This window comes from Vibrio sp. G-C-1 (genome assembly GCF_021728015.1).
Taxonomy (GTDB): Bacteria; Pseudomonadota; Gammaproteobacteria; order Enterobacterales; family Vibrionaceae; genus Vibrio; species Vibrio splendidus.
In genome coordinates this window covers 215,413-241,739 of record NZ_JAKKCR010000006.1, presented here as the reverse complement: position 1 = coordinate 241,739, position 26,327 = coordinate 215,413, and the positions used below count along the sequence as shown (strand labels likewise).

25 protein-coding genes are annotated in these 26,327 nt (G+C 44.0%); 7 read left to right on the top strand and 18 right to left on the bottom strand.

Features of this window, described 5'->3' with window-relative positions:
• Positions 1-35 precede the first annotated feature (35 nt).
• Genes L3V36_RS11500 through rppH form a run of 3 tightly spaced genes read right to left on the bottom strand, consistent with a single transcriptional unit; the run spans position 36 to position 3,606 of the window.
• The gene (locus L3V36_RS11500; protein ID WP_102447123.1) at positions 36-827 is read right to left on the bottom strand and encodes a sulfite exporter TauE/SafE family protein; all 792 of its coding nucleotides are present in this window, start codon (positions 825-827) and stop codon (positions 36-38) included.
• A gap of 8 nt (positions 828-835) precedes the next feature.
• A complete protein-coding gene (gene ptsP / locus L3V36_RS11495; protein WP_102447122.1) occupies positions 836-3,085 on the bottom strand; it encodes a phosphoenolpyruvate--protein phosphotransferase in 2,250 nt (749 codons plus the stop codon).
• Positions 3,086-3,087: 2 nt separating this feature from the next.
• Positions 3,088-3,606: an RNA pyrophosphohydrolase gene (gene rppH / locus L3V36_RS11490; protein ID WP_004735018.1), complete on the bottom strand. Its 519-nt coding sequence runs from the start codon at positions 3,604-3,606 to the stop codon at positions 3,088-3,090.
• A 616-nt stretch (positions 3,607-4,222) separates the two neighbouring features.
• Between rppH and mutH the strand changes: the two genes are divergently transcribed.
• On the top strand, positions 4,223-4,888 hold the full coding sequence (gene mutH / locus L3V36_RS11485; protein WP_086027492.1) for a DNA mismatch repair endonuclease MutH: 666 nt from the start codon (positions 4,223-4,225) through the stop codon (positions 4,886-4,888).
• 86 nt (positions 4,889-4,974) lie between these two features.
• Here mutH and L3V36_RS11480 read toward each other — a convergent pair whose 3' ends face one another.
• From L3V36_RS11480 to xerD, 8 genes are all read right to left on the bottom strand, one after another.
• The gene (locus L3V36_RS11480; RefSeq protein WP_004735016.1) at positions 4,975-5,286 is read right to left on the bottom strand and encodes a DUF6482 family protein; all 312 of its coding nucleotides are present in this window, start codon (positions 5,284-5,286) and stop codon (positions 4,975-4,977) included.
• Between the two features lie 214 nt (positions 5,287-5,500).
• Complete coding sequence (locus tag L3V36_RS11475) at positions 5,501-5,752, bottom strand: hypothetical protein (RefSeq protein WP_004735015.1); 252 nt, start codon at positions 5,750-5,752, stop codon at positions 5,501-5,503.
• A gap of 626 nt (positions 5,753-6,378) precedes the next feature.
• Complete coding sequence (gene vpsR / locus L3V36_RS11470) at positions 6,379-7,713, bottom strand: cyclic-di-GMP-binding transcriptional regulator VpsR (protein WP_004735014.1); 1,335 nt, start codon at positions 7,711-7,713, stop codon at positions 6,379-6,381.
• Positions 7,714-7,984: 271 nt separating this feature from the next.
• On the bottom strand, positions 7,985-9,517 hold the full coding sequence (gene lysS / locus L3V36_RS11465; RefSeq protein WP_004735013.1) for a lysine--tRNA ligase: 1,533 nt from the start codon (positions 9,515-9,517) through the stop codon (positions 7,985-7,987).
• A 98-nt stretch (positions 9,518-9,615) separates the two neighbouring features.
• Positions 9,616-10,714 (bottom strand): peptide chain release factor 2 gene (gene prfB, locus L3V36_RS11460; protein ID WP_099426155.1). Its coding sequence is split into 2 segments (ribosomal slippage): positions 9,616-10,638 and positions 10,640-10,714, totalling 1,098 coding nucleotides; the frame shifts between segments, so codons are not numbered across the junction.
• A gap of 251 nt (positions 10,715-10,965) precedes the next feature.
• A complete protein-coding gene (recJ, locus tag L3V36_RS11455; RefSeq protein ID WP_004735011.1) occupies positions 10,966-12,702 on the bottom strand; it encodes a single-stranded-DNA-specific exonuclease RecJ in 1,737 nt (578 codons plus the stop codon).
• Between the two features lie 79 nt (positions 12,703-12,781).
• Positions 12,782-13,561 carry a thioredoxin fold domain-containing protein gene (locus L3V36_RS11450; RefSeq protein WP_017077716.1) on the bottom strand — a complete coding sequence of 260 codons (780 nt, stop codon included), beginning with the start codon at positions 13,559-13,561 and terminating at the stop codon, positions 12,782-12,784.
• A 26-nt stretch (positions 13,562-13,587) separates the two neighbouring features.
• Positions 13,588-14,502 carry a site-specific tyrosine recombinase XerD gene (xerD, locus tag L3V36_RS11445; RefSeq protein WP_004735009.1) on the bottom strand — a complete coding sequence of 305 codons (915 nt, stop codon included), beginning with the start codon at positions 14,500-14,502 and terminating at the stop codon, positions 13,588-13,590.
• Between the two features lie 150 nt (positions 14,503-14,652).
• On the opposite strand from xerD, the gene fldB reads away from it, so the two are divergent.
• Positions 14,653-15,174: a flavodoxin FldB gene (gene fldB / locus L3V36_RS11440; RefSeq protein WP_004735008.1), complete on the top strand. Its 522-nt coding sequence runs from the start codon at positions 14,653-14,655 to the stop codon at positions 15,172-15,174.
• 245 nt (positions 15,175-15,419) lie between these two features.
• On the opposite strand, the gene brnQ is transcribed toward fldB, so the two are convergent.
• Entirely contained in the window at positions 15,420-16,733 is a 1,314-nt protein-coding gene (gene brnQ, locus L3V36_RS11435; RefSeq protein WP_017077715.1) for a branched-chain amino acid transport system II carrier protein, read from the bottom strand.
• A gap of 314 nt (positions 16,734-17,047) precedes the next feature.
• On the opposite strand from brnQ, the gene L3V36_RS11430 reads away from it, so the two are divergent.
• Positions 17,048-17,776: a methyltransferase gene (locus tag L3V36_RS11430; protein ID WP_102447121.1), complete on the top strand. Its 729-nt coding sequence runs from the start codon at positions 17,048-17,050 to the stop codon at positions 17,774-17,776.
• A 107-nt stretch (positions 17,777-17,883) separates the two neighbouring features.
• The gene (gene srmB, locus L3V36_RS11425; RefSeq protein WP_065605376.1) at positions 17,884-19,149 is read left to right on the top strand and encodes an ATP-dependent RNA helicase SrmB; all 1,266 of its coding nucleotides are present in this window, start codon (positions 17,884-17,886) and stop codon (positions 19,147-19,149) included.
• 182 nt (positions 19,150-19,331) lie between these two features.
• Here srmB and yaaA read toward each other — a convergent pair whose 3' ends face one another.
• Positions 19,332-20,108, bottom strand: coding sequence for a peroxide stress protein YaaA (gene yaaA, locus L3V36_RS11420; protein WP_208774795.1), 777 nt, complete (start codon positions 20,106-20,108; stop codon positions 19,332-19,334).
• 130 nt (positions 20,109-20,238) lie between these two features.
• Between yaaA and L3V36_RS23880 the strand changes: the two genes are divergently transcribed.
• Entirely contained in the window at positions 20,239-20,361 is a 123-nt protein-coding gene (locus tag L3V36_RS23880) for a hypothetical protein (RefSeq protein WP_267136743.1), read from the top strand.
• Between the two features lie 59 nt (positions 20,362-20,420).
• Here the strand turns inward: L3V36_RS23880 and L3V36_RS11415 are convergent, their stop codons facing one another.
• Positions 20,421-21,851 (bottom strand): sodium:alanine symporter family protein, encoded by a 1,431-nt coding sequence (locus tag L3V36_RS11415; RefSeq protein ID WP_017084788.1) that lies wholly within the window; start codon positions 21,849-21,851, stop codon positions 20,421-20,423.
• 712 nt (positions 21,852-22,563) lie between these two features.
• Here L3V36_RS11415 and L3V36_RS11410 point away from each other — a divergent pair.
• Positions 22,564-22,752, top strand: coding sequence for a DUF3545 family protein (locus L3V36_RS11410; protein WP_004735002.1), 189 nt, complete (start codon positions 22,564-22,566; stop codon positions 22,750-22,752).
• Between the two features lie 150 nt (positions 22,753-22,902).
• Here the strand turns inward: L3V36_RS11410 and L3V36_RS11405 are convergent, their stop codons facing one another.
• The 4 genes from L3V36_RS11405 to nfo form a co-directional block, all read right to left on the bottom strand.
• Complete coding sequence (locus L3V36_RS11405; protein ID WP_208774793.1) at positions 22,903-23,454, bottom strand: hemerythrin domain-containing protein; 552 nt, start codon at positions 23,452-23,454, stop codon at positions 22,903-22,905.
• 86 nt (positions 23,455-23,540) lie between these two features.
• Positions 23,541-24,221: a uracil-DNA glycosylase gene (gene ung / locus L3V36_RS11400; protein ID WP_102449456.1), complete on the bottom strand. Its 681-nt coding sequence runs from the start codon at positions 24,219-24,221 to the stop codon at positions 23,541-23,543.
• A 180-nt stretch (positions 24,222-24,401) separates the two neighbouring features.
• On the bottom strand, positions 24,402-24,536 hold the full coding sequence (locus tag L3V36_RS23875) for a hypothetical protein (protein WP_255312585.1): 135 nt from the start codon (positions 24,534-24,536) through the stop codon (positions 24,402-24,404).
• A gap of 106 nt (positions 24,537-24,642) precedes the next feature.
• Positions 24,643-25,551 carry a deoxyribonuclease IV gene (gene nfo / locus L3V36_RS11395; protein ID WP_151408752.1) on the bottom strand — a complete coding sequence of 303 codons (909 nt, stop codon included), beginning with the start codon at positions 25,549-25,551 and terminating at the stop codon, positions 24,643-24,645.
• A 326-nt stretch (positions 25,552-25,877) separates the two neighbouring features.
• Here nfo and grcA point away from each other — a divergent pair, with 326 nt between their 5' ends.
• On the top strand, positions 25,878-26,255 hold the full coding sequence (gene grcA / locus L3V36_RS11390; RefSeq protein ID WP_004734998.1) for an autonomous glycyl radical cofactor GrcA: 378 nt from the start codon (positions 25,878-25,880) through the stop codon (positions 26,253-26,255).
• The last annotated feature ends 72 nt before the right edge of the window (positions 26,256-26,327 follow it).

The following is a 26,327-nucleotide window of genomic DNA, read 5'->3' as shown; positions in this document are numbered from 1 at the left end:
AATAACGGTTAACTCAACAGCTAACAGAAAAGACACTACAGCAGCATAGTGGCTGCTATAAACATTAAAAATACCGCAAAGAATTTCTTCAGCACGGGGGTTGGCAATTGAGTGGCCAGTTTAGCGCCAACTCGTGTGGTCAGTACTGAGGTACAAGATATCGCTATCAAAGCCGGTAGATAAACATAACCTAAGCTATACGCCGGAAGATCATCGACAGAAGAGCCATGCCAAATAAAGCCTAGCATTCCCGAAATCGCGATAACACAACCACATACAGAGGATGAGCCTACAGCTTTACGCATTTCCACACCGTGATGGTTAAGGAAAGGCACCGATAAAGAACCACCACCAATACCAGCCAAGCTTGAAACCAAACCAATACCGCCACCACACAGCACGGTTTTAGCTGAACCCGGCATCGACTTTTGACTCTTAGAGCGGATCGACAACAGCATCTGCAACGCCAATACCAAGACAATCACACCAAAGACTTTTGGCAGATATTGAGCAGGAATAACGTCGGCGACAAAAGAACCTAGGAAACCACCAATCACCACACCAGGCATCAACCACTTAACGACAAAAAGCTCCACATTACCCAATTTTAAATGGTTAATCGCAGACGATCCTGAGGTAACAATAATGGTTGATAACGAGGTTGCCAATGCCATTTGCATCGCAAACTCTTGAGGAATGCCCGCTTTAGGAAGCAAAAACAGCAAGGCGGGAACGACCAGCAAACCACCACCAATGCCTAGCAAGCCCGCTAAAACACCAACAATAGCACCAAGGCCCGCTAACAAGCCTATCAGTTCATATGACACGTTAAATCCTATTTTTTACCTGCTCGAATGAAGCCTGTAAATTCACGCTCTTCGAAATAGTTCAGCATCATACTATAGATGTCACTACCATATGGTTTTGAAAGCGCTCTATTTGCCAAATCCTGTAATTCACTCAAGTTAGATTGGCGAATCAAATATTTAGTCCTCGCGACATTTGAGGTATTCATACTTAACGTCTCATACCCCAACCCAATCAGTAACAACGCGCCCATAGGATCACCGGCTAGCTCGCCACAAATACACACAGGTAATTGATGTTGCTTACAAGTATCATGAATTTGTTTTAATGCCATGATCACCGCAGGGTGCATTGATTCATAGACATCGGATACTCGTGAATTGTTCCGATCAACCGCTAATAAATATTGAGTTAAGTCGTTGGTACCGACGGAAACAAAGTCGACCTTATCAGCAATCAGCGGCAGTATGTAAAGCATTGATGGCACTTCAATCATGATACCAACGCGAGGCATACGCACTCGGTTATCAAGCTCATGCACTTCGTCATACGCTTGTTCAATAAGTTGTAGCGCGTCATCCAGTTCCTGAGCACCAGAGATCATCGGCAGTAAAATACTCAAGTTATGGCTTTCACAGCTCGCACGTAGCATGGCACGTAACTGAATAATAAAGATGTCAGGATGATCGAGCGTAAAACGAATACCACGCCAGCCAAGGAATGGGTTGTCCTCTTCGATAGGAAAATAAGGTAAGGCCTTATCGCCACCGATATCGAGTGTACGCATCACCACTTGCTTCTCAGGGTAGCTCGCGAGTACAGAACGGTATTGCTTGAATTGTTCGTCCTCTGACGGAAACCTCTGCTGTAACAAGAAAGAAATTTCGGTTCGATACAGCCCCACCCCATCAACGCCTTGGTTGATAGCGATATTGGTGTCGGCACTCAAGCCCGCATTAAGCAGGATCTCGATTTGCTGGTTGTCTTGCGTTTTTGCCGGTAAGTATAATTCTCGATTGACCATCGAAGAGAGCTCACTCTCTTCTAGAATCAGCCCTTGATATTCTTTGAGCAGGTTTTGAGTCGGCTCAATAAAAATCTCGCCACTATACCCGTCAACAATCGCTTGCTTACCATTCGCTTGAGCAAGATTTAGGTTAACCCCCATAACAGAAGGAATACCCAAAGCTCGAGATAAAATCGCGGCATGTGAGTTCGCCGCCCCTTCCAAAGAAATAACCGCTAATAGTTTTTCTTTGGGAATAGAGGCCAATACCGAAGCCGTTAGCTCTCGAACCACCAAAATAATTGGCTTATCTAGCGTGCGAAGTTCATGTTCAGAATTGTGAAGGAAATAGAGCAATCTTTGACCAAGCTCTCGGATGTCTTGTGCCCTCTCACGAAGGTACACGTCTGACATACGAGCAAAGCGATTCGAGTAACTCTCAACAACCTGCCTTAATGCCCAATCGGCCTTATCGCCTTTCTGGATTTGGCTCTTAAGATCCTTACGTAACATTGGATCGTTGAGTAAGTGAGTAAACAGGTCAAAGATCGCCAACGCGTCTTTATTGATTTCACTGTCTAGGCGCTTTCGCATTCGCTTAAAGTCATTGAGAGCATTTTCGACGGCGACTGCCAGCATTTCATGCTCTCTTTCAACATTAAGCGTCGATGCTGGATAAACATCGGTGAGTTCAGGCTGAGTGTTGTCCCACCATAAATCACCAATCGCAACGCCCGATGAAGCTGCAATACCTTTAATCTTAGGTAGCTTCTGTTGCTCTAAAAGCCAGTGGCCTTGAGTTTGAGCGTGCGCCACAATAACCGCAAGTTGTGCTGAGAGAGTGACAAGGAAGGATTCTTCCATCTCACTGAATAAACGAGGAGACTTCTGTTGAATGACCAATACGCCAAGCACTTGCTTGCGATGGATAATCGGAGTGCCGAGAAAAGAGTGATAAACCTTTTCTCCAAGCTCTGGAAAAAACTTATAAGCAGGGTGAGCAGACGCTTGTGCAAGGTTGATAGGTTCAGCACTTCTTTTGACAAGGCCAACCAGACCTTCGTCAAAACCAATGTGAATGCTATTGCCTTTGAAGATCAGGCCTTGAGTTGCCATCAACTCAAGGCGCTGCATATCATTATTTGCCAAATACACGGTGCAACATTCCGTCTGCATCGCACTGCATGTCTCTTTAACCAAAATATCAAGAGCCGTCGACACATCTTCAACTCTTGATACGTGTTCAACTATTTCCCTTAGTTGACTGAGCATGCTTAACCTCTACGCAATTTGCGTTTTCCTTTTGTTTTTCGCTCTTTAAACGGCATTGCTAAAGATGCGAATTCTTTCATCGCTCGACGGTAAACATCTCGCTTGAAAGAAACAACTTGTCGAACTGGGTACCAGTAACTCACCCAACGCCAACCATCAAACTCAGGTGTACTTCCACGCTGCATATTGATCTGCGATTCATCGCAATCTAAGCGTAAAAGGAACCACTTCTGTTTTTGTCCAATACAGACAGGTTTAGAATCCCACCGAACCAGTCGTTTGGGCAGCTTATAGCGTAACCAATGACGACTTGTCGCGACGATCTTTACATCCTTTTTAGTAAGGCCAACCTCTTCATACAACTCGCGGTACATTGCCTGTTCCGGAGTTTCACCTTCATCTATTCCCCCTTGAGGGAATTGCCATGAATGTTGCCCGTATCGTTTAGCCCAGAAGACCTGACCATGGTTGTTACAGATTACAATACCAACATTTAATCGGTAACCATCGCCATCTATCACTGGCCAACCTCTATCTAAATTTTTAATTACTCTGATTTTTCCACATATCCCCAATCGGAGCAAACTTAGTGACGTGACAAGCGCTATATTTATGAATATTAACTAAGAATATGGATAAGTTTTGCTCAAATTCTAGTTACCCACACAATAGTGAGACATAGACCACATTTATTCACCTTTTCTGTGAATAACTATGTGAAGAATTACCCGCAATCGTTTTTTTTAATCCATAGATTCATCAACACCAAAAACACCAAGCCGAAAAAATATAATTTATTCCATTAAAAATCAATGAATTAAAATTAATTTTTCATTTTAAAAAACATTAGAAAAGTAAAAGATCTTTCAAAAACAGAACATGGTTAAAGATCAACCACTCCGATGTTTATCCACACTAGTAAGTGAAAGATTCATTTTGAACCCCATTTGGCAAGCATTTAATCCACCATAAAACCCTGTTTATTTATCCACTAAATTAATATTTCAATTAATTACCTTTATGTCCTGTGGATAACCATGAGTTTGATCCCTTTCCTAACAAGGAGATCATTTCTTAACCAGTCGTCATATGGTGATAACTTCTGGTAAAATCATTTTTTTGATCATGCCTTTTATTATGAAACCAGAACCACAAACACAACAAGAGCTGCTAGACAGAGCGTATGCTATCGCGGGAATGACCTTTAAAGAGCTCGCCGATGAAGCCGAGATGGTGATGCCAAACGACCTCAAGCGCGATAAAGGCTGGGTTGGACAGCTATTGGAATGGCACTTGGGTGCGCCCGCTGGCAGTAAACCAGAACAAGATTTTGCCAAACTCGGTATCGAGCTTAAAAGCATCCCGATTGGCTACTCTGGAAAGCCACTCGAAACCACCTTTGTTTGTGTCGCTCCATTGATGGGCGTGCAAGGCATAACTTGGGAAACCAGTCACGTTCGAAACAAGCTGTCTAAAGTGTTGTGGATCCCTGTTGAGGGAGAAAGAGAGATCCCGCTGGCAGAAAGGCATGTTGGCTCCCCATTACTCTGGACACCAAGCCTAGCTGAAAACGAACTCCTGAAAAGAGATTGGGAAGAGCTGATGGAGTTGATCGTGTTGGGTAATGTTGAACAGATAACAGCAAGACACGGCGAAGCACTGCATTTGCGACCAAAAGCGGCCAACAGTCGCGTGTTAACAGAAGCTTACGGTGCAAGTGGAAAACCAATCAAGACTAAGCCACGTGGTTTCTATCTACGGACTCAATTCACCCATAAATTGCTGACAACCCATTACGCATAGAGCTTTTATCTAGCATAGATGGACCAAACTATCAGTATGTTACAAACCGCCAGTAACTCGAATCAATCTCTAGCTACGAACGCTCTCTAATGAGGTTTGAGCGCCAATTCAATATCGCAGTAGCTTTGGCTTGGCTCATTACCAAACTCGTCATAGGCGTTGTGTAAGCGAAGATACGCCTTTTCAAAACCGAGCCGGAGCAACTCTTCTTTCACTTGATCCAAGGATCCAAAGTGAAGCGGCTCACCGTCTTGCTTTACCGGTTCTAGCTTGTGTTTATATTCCACTGCTAATAGATATTCCGAGATATCGGAACAGCCAATAACGTATACCTTTGGTGTTTGATAAGAGTCTTTGTGCTCTCCATGTAACCACATGTCTAATTGATGCTTTTGCATAGCCAGCCTCCCTTGCTCTATAAAGCGTAGTAGAACTCTTTTTCTTTACTAGATAACGACTTAAAAAAGCACACATAACGGCTTAAAAAAGCAAAAAAGAGAAGCAAGTGCTTCTCTTTTTTGGCCAGTTCTAGTTCAAAAGCTTGCACTTCCGACGCCACAACTATCGCTGATATTTATCTTAAGGGGTGAAAGGCGCTATCACCCCACAAGATTACGTCGGTATTCGCGCGCTTAAGACTCGACGAAGGTGACGAACTCGACGTTCAATCGTAACGACTTCAGGTTCAGAAAAACCAATTGGTCGACCATCGGCTTCAAGGCCAATATCTCTCAATAAATGAGTATTGTTCCATGGTAGATCGTATGAACTACGACGAACTTTTCGTTGCCATTCACGTTCTTCACGACGAAGGTCTGCACGGATAAGGACTGTTGCTAGTTTTAAGTATACTGAGTGACGCATAATAACTCTCCAGTTGTAAAATAAACTGAGGAAAAATAGCGTGTTAGATAGTATGAGGGCTTCTCACTTAGCTGCTATTTTTCCGCAGCCAAATAAGGGTACGGATCTATTAGTTAGGTTTATCTTGGGTGTTTCGATCGGCCATGGCTGATGTTTGTGACATAACAGTCACCATGTCAGTACACGGATCAAACGACGCGCAAATATGCTGTATAAAATCGAAATGTTTCATTTGCGCCTCCAAACTAACTAAAAAATCCAAAAAGAAATGAGATAATAAAAGCAAATAAGTCTTTGTTAAACCATTGCTTTCACGGTTAAAGTCTAACCAAGTGAGTATATTATTCAACCGATAATTGATTAACAATTTCAAAACAAATGATTCACCCAAAATATTAGTTGCATATCACTTTATATATAACATATTCACTATGATTATATAAAATCACAGAACATCTCTCTTAAAGACCGAGCCTCCAATAGCTCAATCTATCAATCTATCAATCTATCAATCTATCAGCAGTCAACGATCAACGATCAATTGTAGCAATGTATATAAAAAAACCACGCATCATGCGTGGCTCTTAGATTGACACTAACTGGATAGAATCAATGAATAGAGAGCTCTAAACAACACCTTCAGAAATCAGGCTATGTTTATTCAGCAATCGGTACATGGTTGCACGCGAAACTCCAAGCTCCTTAGCGGCCAACGATACTTGACCACCATAAGATTCTAGAACAATCAGCAACGCATCTCTCTCTGAACGCTCACGGATACTTTTGAGACTGCGGCGCTCATCATTCTGTTTTGGTAAATCCAGTTGTTGATCGTCAATGATCACCGCATCCGACATCAGCACGACACGCTTAATTTGATTCATCAACTCACGCACATTGCCCGGCCAGTGATAACGATTCATCGAGCGGATAGCATCGTCTGAAAAGCTCTTCGCTTGAGCATTAAACTCTTTTGAATACTCACGTAGAAAATGATTAGCCAATACTGAAATATCACTCACTCGCTCTTTTAAGCTCGGAACGTGAATGCGCAGAACATTGATGTAATGATAAAGCTCTTCATTGAAGTCGCCCTCGATCAATGCCTTTTCGATATCAGAAGAGTTCGCGGCCAGAATACGCACATCGACAGGTTTAGGACCATCCGCAGTTTCAATTTTACCTTCTTGTAAGAAACGCAGCAGGTTCAACTGCTGATTACGTGGCATCGCCAATACATCATTGAGTAAGATGGTTCCGCCGTCGGCTTCTTCCAACAGACAAGGTGCTGCAGCGGGCTGTGCAGAGATACCAAATACCTCGGCCTCTATTCTCATTTCAGATAAGGCACGACAATTGACCGTTAAAAATGGCTTTTGCGCTCGCGAAGAGTTTTGATGAATTGAGCGTGCAACCGTCTCTTTTCCTGCTCCACTCTCTCCGTAAATCAGGATACTGACATCAGTCGGCCCAATGCGCTTTACTTGGTCTCTCAAACGCTTCACAGCCACAGAGTCGCCAAGCAAACCCATATTGTTGTTGATGCCGTAGTTTGGCCATACTTTCTGCTCAAGCTTGAGCATACCCAATTGGTGACCAATGGTACTCAATAACTGGGCATCTGGGATTGGCGCCGTGAAAAAGTCGATACAGAAGTTCACGATAAATTGGCAAATGGTATCAGAGCTCAATTGTGATTCACGAATAAAAGCGAGCCATCTTACTTGCTTGTTGTTGCTCACGAGATTAGCGATACCGTTAAGGCTAAACTCATCATGACTAAGATCCACAATGCCAATGCATGGGCCAATGTCAGCAATCAAGGCATCGGCTTTTCGTAAATCAGCACACTGGGTACATTGCCAACCCACTTGCTCTAACACTGATAACCAGGGTTCGTACGCACCACCAACGACGATAAGAGAACCTGGTAAGGAATCCATCTTAAATTGAGTTCCCATCCTTCTTCCTTATTCTATTTTTATTTAAATCAAGCTAATACGAGTCACTGCTTCATCGTTCGACAAAATGCCACGAGATCGTATTCAGCGCAGGACGTATAGTAGTGAGACTATCTTAGATTTTATGTCTCAATAGTAAGACTATGTCAGAAATAATGGTTTTTCGAATCAAGAGTGCGGTACAGGCTAGGTTTTGCAGCCTAAAAACAGAAAAAGCCACCCGAAGGTGGCTTTTTTAATTAGATGGGCTGTTACATCCCATAAGCGAGTATTACGCTTGTGGACGCATTGCCGGGAACAAGATCACGTCACGGATTGTGTGCGTATTTGTAAATAGCATCGCTAGACGATCAATACCAATACCTTGACCCGCTGTTGGCGGTAAGCCGTGCTCTAGTGCAGTAATGTAGTCTGCATCGTAGTACATCGCTTCGTCATCACCTGCGTCTTTTGCGTTAACTTGCGCTTTAAAACGCTCATCTTGGTCTTGTGCATCGTTAAGCTCAGAGAAACCATTCGCTACTTCACGGCCACCGATGAAGAACTCAAAGCGGTCTGTGAAGAATGGGTTGCTGTCGCTACGACGAGCCAGTGGAGAGATGTCCGCTGGGTAACCCGTGATGAATGTTGGTTGAATTAGCTGAGGCTCAGCCGTTTCACCAAAGATCTCTTCAAGAAGCTGACCACAAGTCCAGAATTTCTCAACGTACAGACCTACTTCTTCTGCAATTTTAACCATCAATTCTCTGTTCTGAAGATCATCTTCAGTCAGAGCTTGAATGTTTGCATTTTCAGGTGTGTAGTGTTTGATTGCATCGAACATGCTCATGCGAGCGTAAGTGCCACCGAACTCAACCGTTTCGTCACCGTAAGGCATAGAAGTAGAACCAAGAACGTCCATCGCTGCTGTGCTTAGCATCTCTTCCGTTAGATCCATTAGATCTTTGTAGTCAGAGTACGCTTGGTAGAATTCCATCATTGTGAATTCTGGGTTGTGACGTGGAGATAGACCTTCGTTACGGAAGTTACGGTTGATCTCAAATACACGGTCAAAACCACCAACCACTAGACGCTTAAGGTAAAGCTCAGGTGCAACACGTAGGTACATGTCGATGTCTAATGCGTTGTGATGAGTGATAAATGGACGTGCTGTAGCACCGCCCGGGATCACGTGCATCATTGGCGTTTCAACTTCTAGGTAGCCTTTTGAGCTCATGAAGTTACGGATTGAAGACACAAGCTTAGAACGCACGATGAATGTGTTACGAGAGTCTTCGTTCACGATTAGGTCAACGTAACGCTGACGGTAACGCATCTCTTGGTCAGTTAGACCGTGGAACTTCTCTGGTAGAGGACGAAGTGCTTTAGTTAGCAGTTCAAACTCTTCCATGTTCACGTAAAGGTCACCTTTACCAGATTTGTGAAGCGCACCTTTAACACCGATGATGTCACCGATATCTAGGCCTTGGTACTTCTCTTTCAGTACTTTTTGTACGTCTTTCGCTGCGTATGCTTGGATACGACCAGAAGTTTCTTGAATCGCAAGGAATGGACCACGCTTCGCCATAACACGACCAGCGATCGCAACGATGTGGTTAAGCTCTTCTAGCTCTTCCTTAGTCTTCTCACCGAATTCCGCTTGAAGATCGCCAGCTAGGTGCTCGCGACGGAAATCATTTGGGTGACCGTTCGCTTTGCAGTTCAAGCGGATGTGATCCAGCTTGCTACGGCGTTCAGCGATTAGTTTGTTCTCTTCAGGTGAAGAAGCTTCTTGTGCGTTTTCGTTTTGAACAGCATCAGTCATTAGAGATGTACCTTGCTTTTATAATTTGGACAGCTATATTTTTGAAAATATAGGCATTTTTACCAATATTATTGGTAAAGCTTAATAGTTGGTAAAGCTTACAGACCTGATTTCAGGCTAGCTTCAATAAACTTGTCTAAGTCACCGTCAAGAACCGCTTGAGTATTGCGATTTTCGATGCCGGTGCGCAAATCTTTGATACGAGAATCATCCAGTACGTAAGAGCGGATTTGACTGCCCCAACCGATGTCTGATTTCGTTTCTTCGCTCGCTTGTTTTTCAGCATTTTGTTTTTGAATCTCAAGTTCAAAAAGCTTAGCACGTAGCTGCTTCATCGCTTGGTCTTTGTTCTTATGCTGCGAACGGTCATTCTGACATTGAACCACGGTGTTGGTTGGAACGTGAGTAATACGTACCGCCGATTCCGTGGTGTTTACGTGTTGACCACCAGCACCAGAGGCACGGTATACGTCAATACGTAAGTCAGAAGGATTAATATCGATCGTAATGTTGTCATCAATCTCTGGGTAGATAAACGCAGATGCAAATGAAGTATGACGACGGCCACTTGAATCAAATGGTGACTTACGAACTAGACGGTGAACACCTGTCTCTGTACGTAACCAACCATAAGCGTATTCACCAGAAATACGTACCGTTGCGCCTTTAAGGCCAGCAACATCACCATCAGACACTTCGATCACTTCAGTCTTGAAGCCTTTCGAATCTGCCCAACGTAAGTACATACGCAACATCATTGAAGTCCAGTCTTGAGCTTCTGTACCGCCCGAGCCTGACTGTAAATCGATGTAGCAATCTGATGCGTCGTGATCGCCAGCAAACATACGACGGAATTCCAGTTTTTCTAGCTTAGCTTCTAGCTCTGCCAGTTCTGGTTCGATTTCGTCAAACGTTTCTTGGTCTTCTTCTTCAACCGCAAGCTCTAATAGACCCTCAACATCCTCAACACCTTGGTCAAGTTGGTCGATCGTTTCTACTACTGCTTCCAATGCAGAACGTTCTTTACCTAGCGCTTGAGCACGCTCAGGTTCGTTCCATACATCCGGTTGTTCTAATTCTGCGTTTACTTCTTCTAGACGCTCTTTTCTAGCGTCATAGTCAAAGATACCCCCTCAGGATATTTGTGCGTTCAGACACATCCTGCAGACGGTTTTTAATAGGATTGATTTCAAACATTTTAGCTCATCATTTATGAGTAGAATTTAACCGAAGAATTGTACTCAAAAGTGTGACGGAGATACAGAATTTTTTAGAGCGGAAAGCCAAGATTCAACAACTTAATGGAATATAAAATTGACAGACAGAAAAAACACGTGAAATTTGTAAGGGAAATAAAGAAAACAAGCCCTGTTATTGAACAGAGCTTGTTGAATTTGGGGCTAAATGATGAACATCATTCAGTGAACGATAACGCTATTTGGCTTCAACTATTTGGCTTCAATATGGTCAACCATCAACTGCAACGATTGGTTGCCACGAAACTCGTTGATATCAAGCTTAAATGCAAGGTGAACCGTTTTCACGGACGCATCTGGCCAACGACGTAAATCAACATTGAAAGCAATACCATCAATCATCACATTGGTTGGGTGGCCTTTGTATAGAGGTTCTAGCATCAATTTAAGGTGTTTTTCACCTACCAGTTTTTGATGCAGCACTTTAAACTCACCATCAAAGATGGGTTCTGGGAAAGCTTGGCCCCACGGACCACCTGAACGCAACGTCTCAGCGGTGTGCATTGAGAACTCTTCAGGTAACAGCTCACCATCAGACAAGATTATGCCCTTAAGTGCCGTCTCACCGAGTTCTTTACGCACAACGTCATCAAACATCTTGCTGAATCGCTCGAAGTCTTTTTCCATAATGGTTAAGCCGGCAGCCATTGCGTGACCACCAAACTTCAAGATCAAGCCAGGGTTTTGAGTATCGATTCTGTCTAGCGCATCGCGCATGTGCAAACCTGGAATCGAACGACATGAACCCTTGATACTGCCTTCACCACCATCAGCAAATGCGATCACTGGGCGGTGATATTTGTCTTTGATACGCGAAGCGAGAATACCGATTACGCCTTGGTGCCAATCACGTTGAAACAGCGCCAAACCAGAAGGCAAATCGTCTTTACCAAATTCAAGGCGCTCACAAAAAGCCATCGCTTCTTGTTTCATGCCCTCTTCGATCTCTTTACGTGTTTGGTTCAAGCCATCTAACTCGCTGGCCATTCGACGCGCGGCATGGATGTTGTTACTCATTAGCAGCTCAACACCAAAAGACATGTCATCCAATCGGCCAGCTGCATTGATACGTGGACCAAGCGCAAAACCAAAATCGGAGGCAACCAATCGCTTAGCATCTCGCTTAGCAATTTCAATCAAGGCTTGAATACCTGGACGAGCTTTGCCCGCACGAATGCGTTGTAGCCCTTGGTGCACCAAGATTCGGTTATTTTCATCAAGTGGAACCACATCCGCAACAGTACCCAGTGCCACTAGGTCAATCAGTTCCATCAACTTGGGCTCTGTCATACCGTGTTGAGCAAACCAACCCAACTTACGCATGTGAACACACAACGCCATCATCAGATAAAAGGCGACACCAACACCCGCTAGCGCTTTTGAAGGAAATGCGCAGCTTTCTAGGTTCGGATTGACCATCGCATCGGCGATTGGCAGTTCATTGCCTGGCAAGTGATGATCGGTAACCAGCACATCAAGGCCTTGCTCTTTAGCGAAACGGACACCGTCAATCGAAGAGACACCGTTGTCCACGGTCATGATCACTTCAGCACCAAGTTCGATCGCCTGTTCGACAACCTCAGGGCTCAAGCCATAACCATCTTCAAAACGGTTGGGTACTAGATAATCAACGTTAGAGCTGCCCAACATACGCAGAGCAAGCACAGACAACGCCGAACTGGTTGCGCCATCGGCATCAAAGTCACCAACAATGATGATGCGTTTTTGCTGCTGAATGGCTTTGAACAACAATTCAACCGCAGCATCAATGCCGCCCAGTTTTTGATAAGAGTGCAAGCCTTTCGCTGCTGTCTCTAGTTGGTCAGCACTGTCGATTCCGCGACTCACATAAATGCGCTTTAACAAGTCAGGTAAGTGAGCAGGTAAGACTGAAGTGTCGACCTCAGGACGGCGTTGGATCTCTATCATATAAAAATGGGCCTGATATTAATCAGGCCACTCCTTAAATCAAAAACATGAGGGATAAATTGGCAATACAGAAACGATATTATTGCTCTAAACGTTGAAGAAGTTGTGCTGGCGGTAAGTAACCACTCACCAACTCACCACTTGCTAGCACGATAGCAGGTGTGCCATTGATGCCAAGCTCACGACCTAGTTGGTATTGTTTAGCGATGATCTGCTTCTGCTCTGCTAGGTCTTTACCAGACGCTGGCATTTGACGGTTGACTTTAGCATCGTGCATGGCTGTTTTTGGATCATCTGAAGCCCAGATTGCTGCCATTTGATCGGCAACTTGTCCTGTTGCACCTTGGCGTGGGTAAGCCATGTAACGAACGGTAATACCTAGATCGTTATAGCCTTGCATTTGGCTGTGCAGACGAACACAGTAACCACAGGTAATGTCAGTAAATACCGTCACAACGTACTTTTCGTTATCGGCTTTATATTCGATAACTGTATCCGACATCGCCGCGACCTTTTCAGCATTCAGCGGAGCTTGACGCTCAGCCAGAACGTCACTGAATTTGCCGTTATCATCCAGAGAGTAAAGAGTGCCGGCTAGAAAGTGATCGCCCTCTGGAGAAGAAAAGATAATGCCACTGTTAGTTTGAATTTCTAATAGGCCATCGATGTCTGAAGGAACGATCTTCTCTACCTTGATACCGATTTTTTCAAAACGCTTAGTTAACGCTGCTGTATCAATAGCTTGAGCTGGAGCAACTTCTACGGCTGTTGATGTTTGTTCTACTTTCGCTTCTGATGCATTACATGCAGTAATCATGAGAGGAAGCACTAATAGAGGAAGACGGCGTAATACGCTCATTAAGTTCACCTTAAAAATAAATGGATTTAAGCACGTGGGTGATGCTGCGCGTGAATTTGCTTCAGCCTTTCGGTCGCCACGTGAGTATAAATTTGGGTTGTCGATAAGTCACTATGCCCAAGCAACATCTGTACGACCCTGAGATCTGCGCCATAGTTCAGTAAATGAGTCGCAAAAGCGTGTCTTAACACGTGTGGTGACAATAGCTCTGTGTCTATACCAGCAACAACCGAGTAATGCTTAATACGATACCAGAACGTCTGACGGGTCATTTGCTTGGCGCGTTTACTCGGAAAAACCACATCAGAACTGTTTTCGCCGAGCAGTTGTGGCCGACCTTGCTCAATAAAAGTCTCAATCCAGTCCACGGCATTTTCGCCCATTGGCACCAAGCGCTCTTTACCGCCTTTACCAATAACACGCACCACGCCTTGTCTTAGGCTGATATTTTCCATCGTCAAACTGACTAACTCGGTAACACGAAGACCAGTTGCATATAATAACTCAAGCATCGCTTTATCGCGAAGTTCAATAGGGTCATTGGGATCAGGAGCCTCTAGCAGTGCATTAACTTGCTCTTCACTCAAATCTTTTGGCAAGCGCTGTGGCAACTTAGGGCTGATCAACAGTGCACTCGGGTCATCGCCTCTCACTTTCTCGCGGTGCAAGTATTGGAACAAGCGACGAATCGCCGACAACATGCGAGCACGGGAAGTCTGCTTAAAATCGGCGTCGGCTAACCAGCCTTGATAATCCTGTAACCCTGAAAGGCTAATAAAGTCGAGGCGGTAATTGTTCTTTTCCATCCACGTTAGAAGCTTGGACAAATCGGTACGATATGAGACAAGCGTATTCTCCGATAACCCTCGCTCCATCCACATAGCATCTAAAAACTGCTCAACGAGACCGTGGTCTGCGCTCTGCCCTTGAGGCGACTGCATAGTGTTACTCACAATATTGGAAACTGTTTTGAGAGTATGTCAGAGCAAATATGAATGCCATAAAAATTACGACTTGAGCGGATAATCGCTGCAATCGAAGTCGATTTATGGTTAGAATTCGCCATCTGAAATTAAAATCGAACGTTTGCTATGAAAATTGGATTATTTTACGGCTCAACCACCTGCTATACCGAAATGGCAGCAGAGAAAATTCGCGGCATTATTGGTGAAGACTTAGTTGATATCCATAACGTGAAAGAAACCCCTCTTTCTTTTATGGCGGACTACGACCTTTTACTGCTTGGTATCTCAACGTGGGATTTCGGTGAGATTCAAGAAGACTGGAATGAGTTGTGGGAAGACATCGCAACAACGCCAATGAAAGGTAAGGTGGTTGCTCTGTTTGGTCTAGGTGACCAAGAGGGCTACGGTGAATGGTTCCTAGATGCGATGGGTCTATTGCATGATGAATTGAAAACCGCAGGCGCTGAGTTTGTCGGCTTCTGGCCAAACGATGACAGCTACGAATTCGAAGCATCTAAAGCATTAACAGAAGACAAGTCTCAGTTTGTTGGTTTGGCTCTCGATGAAGATTCACAGTACGAACTCAGCGACGAACGTATCGCAACTTGGGTTGAACAAGTCCTCGTCGAGTACAGCGAAAAGCTATAAGTTCTGCTTCCTTAGAGTTCAGAGCTAAGAGCTAAGCACTACGAGCTAAGGGCTACGGGCTACGGGCTACGGGCTACGGGCTACGGGCTACGGGCTAAGAACTAAGAACTAAGAACTAAGAACTAAAAACTAAAAGCTTCAGGCAGAAAGAACATCATCGATTAGATACAAAAAGGCCTCATTACTGCGAAGTAATGAGGCCTTTTCTATTTCATCTCGAAGGACAATCTAATCTCAACGGAAGATTAAACGGTCTCTTCAGCCATCTCTTGTTCTGTTGCTTTACCAACAAAGAACATGCAGATGATTGCTGCAGCAGTTGGAAGTAACCAACCCATACCGATCTCGAACAATGGCAGCATCTTAAGTGCAGACACATCGACACCCGCTACTTTAGCGCCATCAATAAGAGCAAACAGTAGAGACACTAATACAACCACACGGTAAGCGGCTTTTGGATTAGGGAAACGGCTACGCAAGAATGTCAGTGCAACCAACGCGATAGCGACTGGGTACAATGCAAACAGTACTGGAACAGACAGAGAAATCAGTTGAGAAAGGCCAACATTCGCTACGGTTGCACAAGCTACACCGTTGATGATTACCCAAGTCTTGTAAGACAAAGGCGTTAGCGAGCTGAAGTAATCAGAACATGCTGAAACAAGGCCAATCGCCGTTGTTAGACACGCCAGTAATACGATCACTGAAAGCACTAGCTGACCTGATGGGCCAAACAGTGATTGAACGTAAAGGCTTAAGATAGCACCGCCATTGTCCGCACCCGCTGCGACTGTTGCGCTTGTTGCGCCCAAGAAGAACAAAGAGATGTAAACAAACGCGAGACCAGCCGCGGCAATACAACCTGCGCTGATAAGGTACTTAGTCGTCGCTGCACGATCAGTAATGCCCTTGCTGCGAATCGCATCAACGATCAGCATACCAAACATCAATGAAGCAAACGTATCCATGGTGTTGTAGCCTTCAAGGAAACCTTTGGTCAGTGGCTGAGTAATGTACTCACCGTGAGCCGCAAGAATGTCGCCTTGTGGGTTAACGAACACAGCAACTGCCAGTACAACCAAACCAACAAATAGTGCAGGTGTCAGTACCTTGCCGATTACGTCGATAAGCTTACCTTGCGACCATGAGAAGAACATCGCTACCACAAAAAATGCAATCGAAAAAAGAGTGAGGTGAGCTTGAGAGGCATCGATGAAGAACGGTTTCACCGCCATCTCATAAGCAACAAGGCCGGTACGTGGCGCAGCGAATGCAGGACCGATGATGATAAAGATCAGCACAGCCATGATAGTTGCAGCTCGCTTTGGAAGATCTTTCGTTAGATGACCCCAAGAGCCACCAGCCACTGCAACTGCGACGATAGTGATTAACGGCAGACCAACGGCGGTCAGCAGGAAACCAGACATCGCTGGAAGAAAGTGGTCACCAGCTAATTGGCCAGCAAGAGGTGGGAAGATGATGTTACCCGCACCTAAGAAAAACGCAAAAAGCATAAAGCCCAATGCCATTATATCTGTTAGTTTTAGACTCTGTTTCACAGATAATCCTTAATTATATTTATGAATTTATGTTGTGCTTACGTGAATGTTACAGCTAGAAGCTGCCAATCAATCTATAAAATAGTCGCGCATAATGACGAAACACTTGGCTAGCTGCAAGTCACCACAAAAAAACACCATATAAATTTGCATTTGAGAACCAAAAGCAGTGGATTCCACTGGGTATGGAAATATTGCCATAATTATAAGCTAACCATAATTAACAACAATGAATTCTCAAATAGAACATTGAGCCATACAATTAATTAACATTAGAGCTAATCACTTAAAATATATCGATATCCAGAACATTCATGAAAGACAAAAAAAACGAAACCAAAAGCTTCAATTTCAAAAAATTCTCGATTTACGGAGGACAAAGCGGCATGCCCGTCAGTACCGATGGCGTGTTACTTGGCGCGTGGGTAAGCCTGCCACAAAGATCATGTGTACTCGATATTGGAACAGGAACAGGTCTGTTGGCCTTGATGGCTGCGCAGCGTTTTGAGGATGCTTCAATCTCTGCGATAGATATTGATCAGCACGCCATTGATGCTGCCACAGTCAATATTGAGCAGTCGCCTTGGCAAGATCGCATCTCCCTTCATCATGGCAGCGTGTTAACCACGGATTTCTCGCAACGATTTGATGCAATAATTTGTAATCCGCCCTACTTCAACTCTGGAGAGCAGGCACAGCAAAGCCAAAGAGCCACCGCGAGGCACACCAACAGCTTGGATCACCTTGAGCTTGCTCAGCGTTGTTTCGAGATAACGACGGATGCCGCCACCGCCAGTTTTATACTGCCGACGACCGAGGGAGAAGGCTTCATCAAGCTTGCCCAACAATGTGGTTGGTACCTAGCGAAGCGCCTTGATGTGAAAACAACAGACAGAAAACCGGCAATTCGAGTCTTGTTTGAATTGTCTAAAGATCCTGTTTGTGAGCAAGATTTGCAGCGTGAATCGCTTACGATCCATCACGATGGCGGTTATAGCGAGGCATTTATTGCCCTTACTAAAGATTTTTATCTCAAGATGTAGCAAATACCATGTGATCCTAATCACTAATGCTTCTATAATGTCCGACTACTCTTTTTTATCGTCTGCTTTTTGAGGCAGAAACATTTATTGCTTGTGGAGAAACAACAGTGATCAGAACCTTTGCAGAACTCGATCTAAACCAAGAGCTGCTTAAAGCAATTGACGAAATGGGCTACGAACGCCCAACACAGGTACAAGCTGAAGCAATCCCACAAGCGTTAGATGGAAGAGACGTTTTGGCTTCTGCGCCAACAGGTACTGGTAAAACAGCATCATTTGTATTGCCAGCACTGCAATACCTACTGGATTTCCCACGTAAGAAATCTGGCCCTGCACGTATGCTTATCCTAACGCCAACGCGTGAACTAGCAATGCAGATCACCGAACAAGCACGTGAGCTTGCTAAATACACCAGCCTGAACATCTTTACGATCACGGGCGGTGTGATGTACCAAGAGCACGCTGACATCTTAAGTACAACCCAAGATATCGTGGTGGCAACACCTGGTCGTCTGATGGAATACATTGAAGGTGAGCGTTTTGACTGTCGTGCGATTGAATGGTTAGTTCTGGATGAAGCAGACCGTATGCTAGACATGGGCTTTGGCCCTGTTGTTGACCGTCTGTCTGCAGAGTGTCGCTGGCGTAAACAAACTTTACTTTTCTCAGCAACACTAGAAGGTAAAGGCATTGAAGGTTTCACTGAAGATCTACTTAAAAACCCAGCAGAGATCGATGCTAAATCATCACTGCGTGAACGTAAGAAGATCACTCAATGGTATCACCGCGCCGATTCAGCTAAGCACAAGCTTAATATCCTAAAACATATCATCACAGAGCAAGCTGAACGCAGCATCATCTTCTTGAAGACGCGTGATCGCCTAGGTGAGCTACGAGCTCAACTAGAAAGTGCACAGATTCCATGTGTGTGGATTCAAGGTGAAATGCCTCAAGATCGTCGTAACAACGCGATTTCTCGTTTCCGCGATGGTTCTATCAACGTACTGCTGGCAACTGACGTCGCAGCTCGTGGTATCGATCTTCCAGATGTGAGCCACGTTATTAACTACGACATGCCGCGTACAGCAGATGTCTACCTTCACCGTATCGGCCGTACGGCTCGTGCAGGTAAGAAAGGTAACGCGGTTTCTATCATTGAAGCGCACGATCAGCTAATGATTGAACGTGTGGCTCGTTACACTGAAGATGCGATCAAAGAACGCTTCATCGAAGGCATGCGCCCAACGCATAAGAAAGCCGCGGTAACGAAGAAGAAGAAACCGAAGAAAGAAGACAAGAAAGCGGTAGCGAAGCAAAAAATTGCTAAGAAAAAGAAAATCGCTAAGAAAAAGAAAGCCGTTAAGAACAAGTAATCTAACCGCCTTTCAATGATTCAATAAAAAGCCCCATGCAGTTCTCTGCATGGGGCTTTTCTTTGTCTGGTTTATTATTGTCTGGCTTGTTATCAGGCTAAATGACTAGGCCTCTAATTTTAATTACCGACTCAAACCGAGAGTAACTCATTAACCAAGAGTGACTAATTAACCAAGAGCTACTAGTTTTGCTCTTCACGCTTGAAGACGAGCTCTTTCGCGTTCGACTCTTCTTCAACGAAGTAGTAACCCGCCGTATCAAATTTGGTCAGCGCTTCAACGGAATCAATTTTGTTCTCAATGATGTAGCGAGCCATCATGCCACGCGCTTTTTTCGCGTAAAAACTGATCACCTTGTATTGGCCATTCTTACAGTCTTTAAAAACTGGCGTGATGATTTGACCATCAAGGCTCTTCGGCTTCACCGCTTTAAAATATTCGTTCGATGCAAGGTTGATCAATACATTATCGCCTTGAGCATTCAACGCTTCATTCAGCTTATCAGTGATGATATTGCCCCAGAACTGGTACAAGTTAGTGCCACGCTCATTAGCTAAGCGTGTGCCCATCTCTAGGCGGTAAGGCTGCATCAGATCTAACGGCTTAAGCAAGCCATATAACCCAGAAAGCATACGCAGGTGATTCTGTGCGTAGTCAAAATCATCGTCCGACAGTGTTTCAGCATCTAGGCCAGTGTACACATCGCCCTTAAAAGCTAGGATTGCTTGGCGTGCGTTGTCTTGGGTAAAGGTTTCGCTCCATTGCTCAAAGCGCGCTACGTTCAGCCCAGCAATCTTATCGCTTACTTTCATCAGAGCTGAAACATCAGCAAGTGTCAGCTTGCGGCACTCTTCAATAAGCTCTGCAGAGTGTTCAACAAACTCTGGCTGGCTGAAGCGCTCAGTCGCTAATGGTGATTCGTAATCTAATGTCTTGGCTGGAGAAACGACAACTAACATAACTTTACCCTAATCGGTTATCTAACTGGATGCAGCTAGAGTATAGAAAAAACATCAACTTGTCTTTATGACTCTTCCTATTACTTTGATAGACAGATCTAGCTGTAAGTCGCTTACAAAGAAGAATCGCTTGCAAAGAAGAATCGTTTACAAAGAAAAGGTCGCAGACAAAGCAAAAATCACTCACCAAGAAAAACTGCAGGCAGATAGAAATTGTAAACAGATAGAAATCGCAGGCAAAGAAAAAGGCTAAGGTCGAAACCTTAGCCTTTCTAATGATTTTAGGATGAGTGATGAATCACTCCAACAAGATTACTTCTTCTTGTTGTTAACCCAAATACCATCTTCCAATTGAGCTTTAAGCTCTGGGAAATCATCCGCATCAAACGTGGGTACTTTACCCGCGTCTAATTGACGGTTGTAGTCTTTCGCTAGCTTAATCACGATGCCCGATAGCAAGATGATCGCTACCAAGTTCACAATCGCCATTAGACCCATCGATACGTCAGCCAATGCCCATACCGTTGGCAGTGTCGCGAGAGAGCCGAACATAACCATACCCAATACAACGATACGGAACAGCACTAGGCCTTTCTTGTTGTTGTGCTCAAGGAAGATAAGGTTCGTTTCAGCGTACGAGTAGTTTGCAATGATTGAAGTGAAAGCGAAGAAGAAAATCGCTACCGCGACAAAGATGCCACCCCATTCGCCTACTTGTGCCGTTAGTGCACGTTGCGTTAGTTCGATACCCGTTACTTCACCGTGCGGTACATACTCACCAGACATCAGGATGATTGCTACTGTTGCAGAACAGATAACAATTGTGTCCATGAACACGCCTAGCATTTGCACATAACCTTGTGATGCTGGGTGTGGTGGGTAAGGCGTAGCAGAAGCTGCTGCGTTTGGCGCAGAACCCATACCCGCTTCGTTCGAGAACAAACCACGTTTGATGCCGTTAATCATCGCTTGTGCGATCGCGTAACCTAGGCCACCCGCTGCTGCTTCTTGCAGACCGAATGCACTCTTGAAGATAAGAGCCAGAACTTCAGGCACTTTCTCAATGTTCATTAGCATTACATAGATAGCGATAGCTAAGTAAGCCAGTGCCATGATTGGAACAATGATTTCTGCAGTGCGGGCAATCTTACGGATACCACCGAAGATAACGAATGCAGAGATAATTACGATACCAACACCAACGTAGCCACGCTCAAAGTCGAATGCCGTGTTCATTGCACTTGCAATCGCGTTCGCTTGAACCGCGTTGAATACTAGACCAAATGCGATGATTAGGAAGATAGAGAATAGAACCCCCATCCAACGCATACCTAGGCCTTTCTCCATGTAGTATGCAGGGCCGCCACGGTAGTTACCGTCGTTATCACGCGTTTTGTATAGCTGTGCTAGTGTGCTTTCAGCAAATGATGTTGCCATACCTAGCATGGCGATTAGCCACATCCAGAAGATAGCACCAGGGCCACCGGCGGTTAGTGCCACAGCAACACCTGCCATGTTACCTGTACCTACACGAGCAGCAAGACTAGTACAAAGAGCTTGGAAAGAAGAGATACCAGCACTGTCTGCTTTACGGCTGTTTCTAAGAACAGAGAACATGTGGCCGAAATGGCGGAATTGAATGAAGCCTAGTCGTACAGTGAAGTAGATACCCACACCAACGAGTAAGTAAACTAAGATAGATCCCCAAAGGAGATCGTTCATCAAATTGATTAAGTCTGTCACGTGAACCTCGTAATTGAGTTTAAGCACCGATCTTGCTTCCGAGCCTTCCTCTAGATCACCTATGCCAGTGTCAATAGTTGTGTCGGCATTAGATTTATATTTATTTGTTGCGATCTAGATTGTAAATGTCGCTTCATGCATCCATTTTACGTATCAGTGTATTTTTTGACGGGCGGATAATGCAGCGAGATGGCCTAAAAATCAATATGCAAATACATTTATATTAAAATGACATTTCACTAATAACACACCTTTTGTTAACACAATTTTCAACAATACAGCCCAATAAAAGTCACATTATCGGGACATAATATCAACAACAACCAAGGCACCACCAAAACAAGAACGACATCCTATAAAGATGACGTCAGCCTAGGTTTTACAAGGTATAGTGAAGATCTGTATTTTTTTCTAGGGCAATGAGAACCCGCTACCGCACGGCGCAATACGCACTTAAATGCAGTGTAGTAAAAATACCATTCCATTCGCACAATGAATTAACATTCCATAACCCCTAATTTAATCGTTTACTTAGGTTTGTTTGCTTGTTTTTTGTACATAAAAATCCCCACAATGTGTGAGCATGCATAAGAAAACAGAACAAAACCTTCATAGATTTGAAACAAATGAGAAACAAATCAAGGTTATTGTGAACCTAAATATGATATTTAATGGTTCGTAAGAACGATTCCCACGGAAGGAGATATGGCTTATGGATAGCTTTCAATTCGATGAACTATCAGAACTAGAAATGCCTCGTGCAACTCAAAAAACTCGCTCTAAACCACTCAAGCGTAAATGGCGAGAAATCGAGGCAATCAACGATCGTAGACAGCTTGAGAAAGAGCTCAGAGAGATGAATCTCGGTCTCGATTTTAGCCTTGATGATATAAAGCTTTAATCTGCACGACAAGAAATTAGATAGCAAAAGGCACCTATACAGGTGCCTTTTTTATTGTATGAAACCACTCTTCGATTTAGAGCACAATTTGAAAGCGAGCGTCTTAATAGAGAGCGCCTAATAATAGCAGCGTTTCAATACGACAACGGGCTACACGCACTCTTGCTCATTCTGTCGAACACGAGCCGCAAGTTGGCGGTACTGATCGGCAATTGTCTCTCCAAAGACAGGGTCGTCTTCCGGTTGAAGCCATTGAGACTCTACTTCTTGCCAATCTTTGACCGTGAATGCCTTCACAATCATCGGTAACACATGCTTCTCTTCATATTCCATGTGCTTTCGTTGAGCTTTAACAAAGGCTTCAAGCTGCTCAATAAAGACTTGCTGAGGAACAACCGCATCTTGGAGGATCATATCGACCACACCTAAAAAGTCCGCGGTTTTCTCAGAAAGCAATTGATGTTCCAGCTCCAAGTCTTCAATCATTTGATCGCTGCCGAATTGCTTGAGGTAGTAACGATAAATAACGTCTTCTTTCGGGTGATGCACCTTATCTGAATGGTTCATGAGATAATGAACCACCTCTGCGATCAAGCTATAGTTTATTTCTCGCTCTTGTTTTAGATGCTCTAACTTATTGTTGAGTATCGCGAGCAAACGAGCCATATAGCCATGCTCTCGTCTAATCCTTTCAATCATCATAGTATTGCACTCCATTACACCTACTATTTATAAGTGTATACGAAGATGCTCATTTATGATTTGACCCTGCTCAGAAAACCACCAACCTACAACTCTGTTGATAATCGCCAATCTATAGGTTGTTGATCCATAGAAGAAAGCAGCTTATTGGTTGTTGAAAAATGCTGACAACCGAAGAAACCACGGCGCGCTGATAATGGTGATGGATGAGGTGCAACCAACACATGATGTTTGTCTGCATCAATGGCTTGGCCTTTCTTCTGGGCATGCGCGCCCCACAGTAAGAAAATGATCGGCTCAGAACGCTGATTTAGCTCAGCAATGATAGCATCGGTAAAGGTTTCCCAACCACACTTAGCATGTGAGTGTGCTTTTGCCTCTTCTACGGTTAGTACCGTATTCAACATTAATACCCCTTGAGATGCCCAAGTATCGAGGTAACCATGACTAGGGATCTCAAAGCCGTCTATATCTTGTGCGAGTTCTTTGTACATATTACGTAGAGACGGTGGAATTTTAACGCCAGGCAGCACAGAGAATGCTAAGCCGTGAGCTTGGTTGGCACCGTGATAAGGGTCTTGCCCAAGGATAACCACGCGTACAGACTCAAAAGGCGTCATATCGAAAGCACTGAACACTTGCTCTTGAGGAGGGTAGATGGTTTTCCCACTATTACGTTGCTGTTCGACAAAAGCGAGAACACTCTGAAAGTACTCTTTGTCACGTTCATCATTAATAATGGATTCCCAACTCTTTGGTGCGCTCATCGTTTTACTTCCCAATCATCAAGGTTTCTAGGGGCTTTCACCAGACAAAAAAATAGCTGTATCGGCTAACTGTCCTAAATAAGGCTCTAGTTATACCTCATACAGCTATCAATAAACATGATGTGTAGGGTTCACTTGTTGATGAATCATAATAATCAGTTCAAGTTGTGTTTATCTCGATTAACCACTTTTTTGCTGTGTACGATGGTGGCCATGGCTATGCACGTGACGGTTTGGTGTCGGTAAACGGCTGGCGACAGCAACAGTTGAAATTGAAGTTGAAGTTGAAGTTGAAGTTTGGGTGATTGAATACATAAAGGCACCTCCTGTAAGACATCGTGAACTACATATTCACTTTAGTACTATGAAAGAAAGGTGCCAATTTTTAGAAATAGACGGAAATAAATTTCCCCCTCTATTATTACGCTTCTTCGCTCACTGCCGTTGCTGAGCGATGGAACATTCTAAGTTGTTGAATTTCCTCTTTCCAGATCGTCGAATCAATGGTTTCCAAGATAAGAGGAATACCATTAAAGCGAGAATCCGAGGCAATATACTCAAAACAATCCCAGCCAATCTCGCCTTTTCCTAAAGAATGATGTCGATCGACTCGGCTCGCAAACTCAGCTTTTGAATCATTGATGTGCATTGCTCTTAGATAGTGCATACCCACAATGCGCTCGAACTCAGCAAAAGTCTGCTCACACGCTTCTTTTGTTCGTAAGTCATAACCGGCCGTAAACGTATGGCAAGTATCTAAACACACACCGACACGCGACTTATCTTCTACTTGGTCGATGATCTCTGCTAGGTGCTCAAATCTCCAACCCAGATTAGTCCCCTGCCCTGAGGTATTCTCAATCACTGCAATTACATCAGGCACCGCTTGGTGAGCCAAGTTGATCGACTCAGCGATCTTGGCCAAACATTCGCTTTCTGAGATTTTCTTCAAATGACTCCCAGGATGAAAATTCAAAAGCGTGAGTCCTAGTTGGTTACAACGCTCCATTTCATCAATAAAAGCCGCACGTGATTTCTCTAGCTTCTCTTCTTCTGGTGCTCCTAGGTTAATAAGGTAGGAGTCATGAGGCAGAATATTCTCAGCACTAAAGCCCAACATCTTACAGTTGGCTTTAAACGCACTAATGGTTTTCGCTTCCAGCGGCTTTGCTGCCCACTGTCTTTGGTTTTTGGTAAACAGCGCAAAAGCATTGGCACCGATCTCTCTTGCGCGCATTGGCGCCTGATCAACACCACCAGCAGCAGACACATGAGCACCAATAAACTTAATATTGTTTTGAGGTTTTGAGGATGAATTATTGTTTGTCATTAAATCACTTTACACTTTCAGGATGCTTAATAAATAAAGGGTCGTATCGTTTGTAGTTCAATAAAAACACAACAAATGTAGTAAACTTACAACAAATAAGACTGTTAAATATTTTTTATACTTTAAAATATTTTGTAATTACTTTGTTTTCAAAGGTTTTATTGATTTATCTCAATATAATCACCTTTTTAAAAATATGGTTTTTGGTTGTTTTTTGACTTAAATCAATGTTAACCTTACAGATATTAGGTATATATTACCCAGCTCAACAAAAATCGAAAGTTAACACCATAATCAAACCACATTCAGTGGACTAGGAGATAGTTATGATCCAAGGTATTCAAATTACTAAAGCAGCAAACGATGACCTACTAAACTCAATCTGGCTACTAGACAACGAAAAGAATGAAGCTCGTTGTGTTGTTGCTACTGCAGGTTTCGAAGCTGACCAAGTTATCTCAGCTGCAGACCTAGGCGACTACGAAAGCCGTGAAGTTGCAATCGAAGCAGCACCACGCATCGAAGGCGGTCAACACCTAAACGTTAACGTTCTTAAGCGTGAAACGTTAGAAGATGCAGTTGCTAACCCAGAGAACTACCCACAGCTAACTATCCGTGTATCGGGTTACGCTGTACGTTTCAACTCTCTAACGACTGAACAACAACGTGACGTTATCGCACGTACGTTCACTGAGTCTCTATAATTTTTAGAGCTTGAACTAGAATACAAAAACGGCGCTCATTGAGCGCCGTTTTTATTTGTTCAACAATACAGA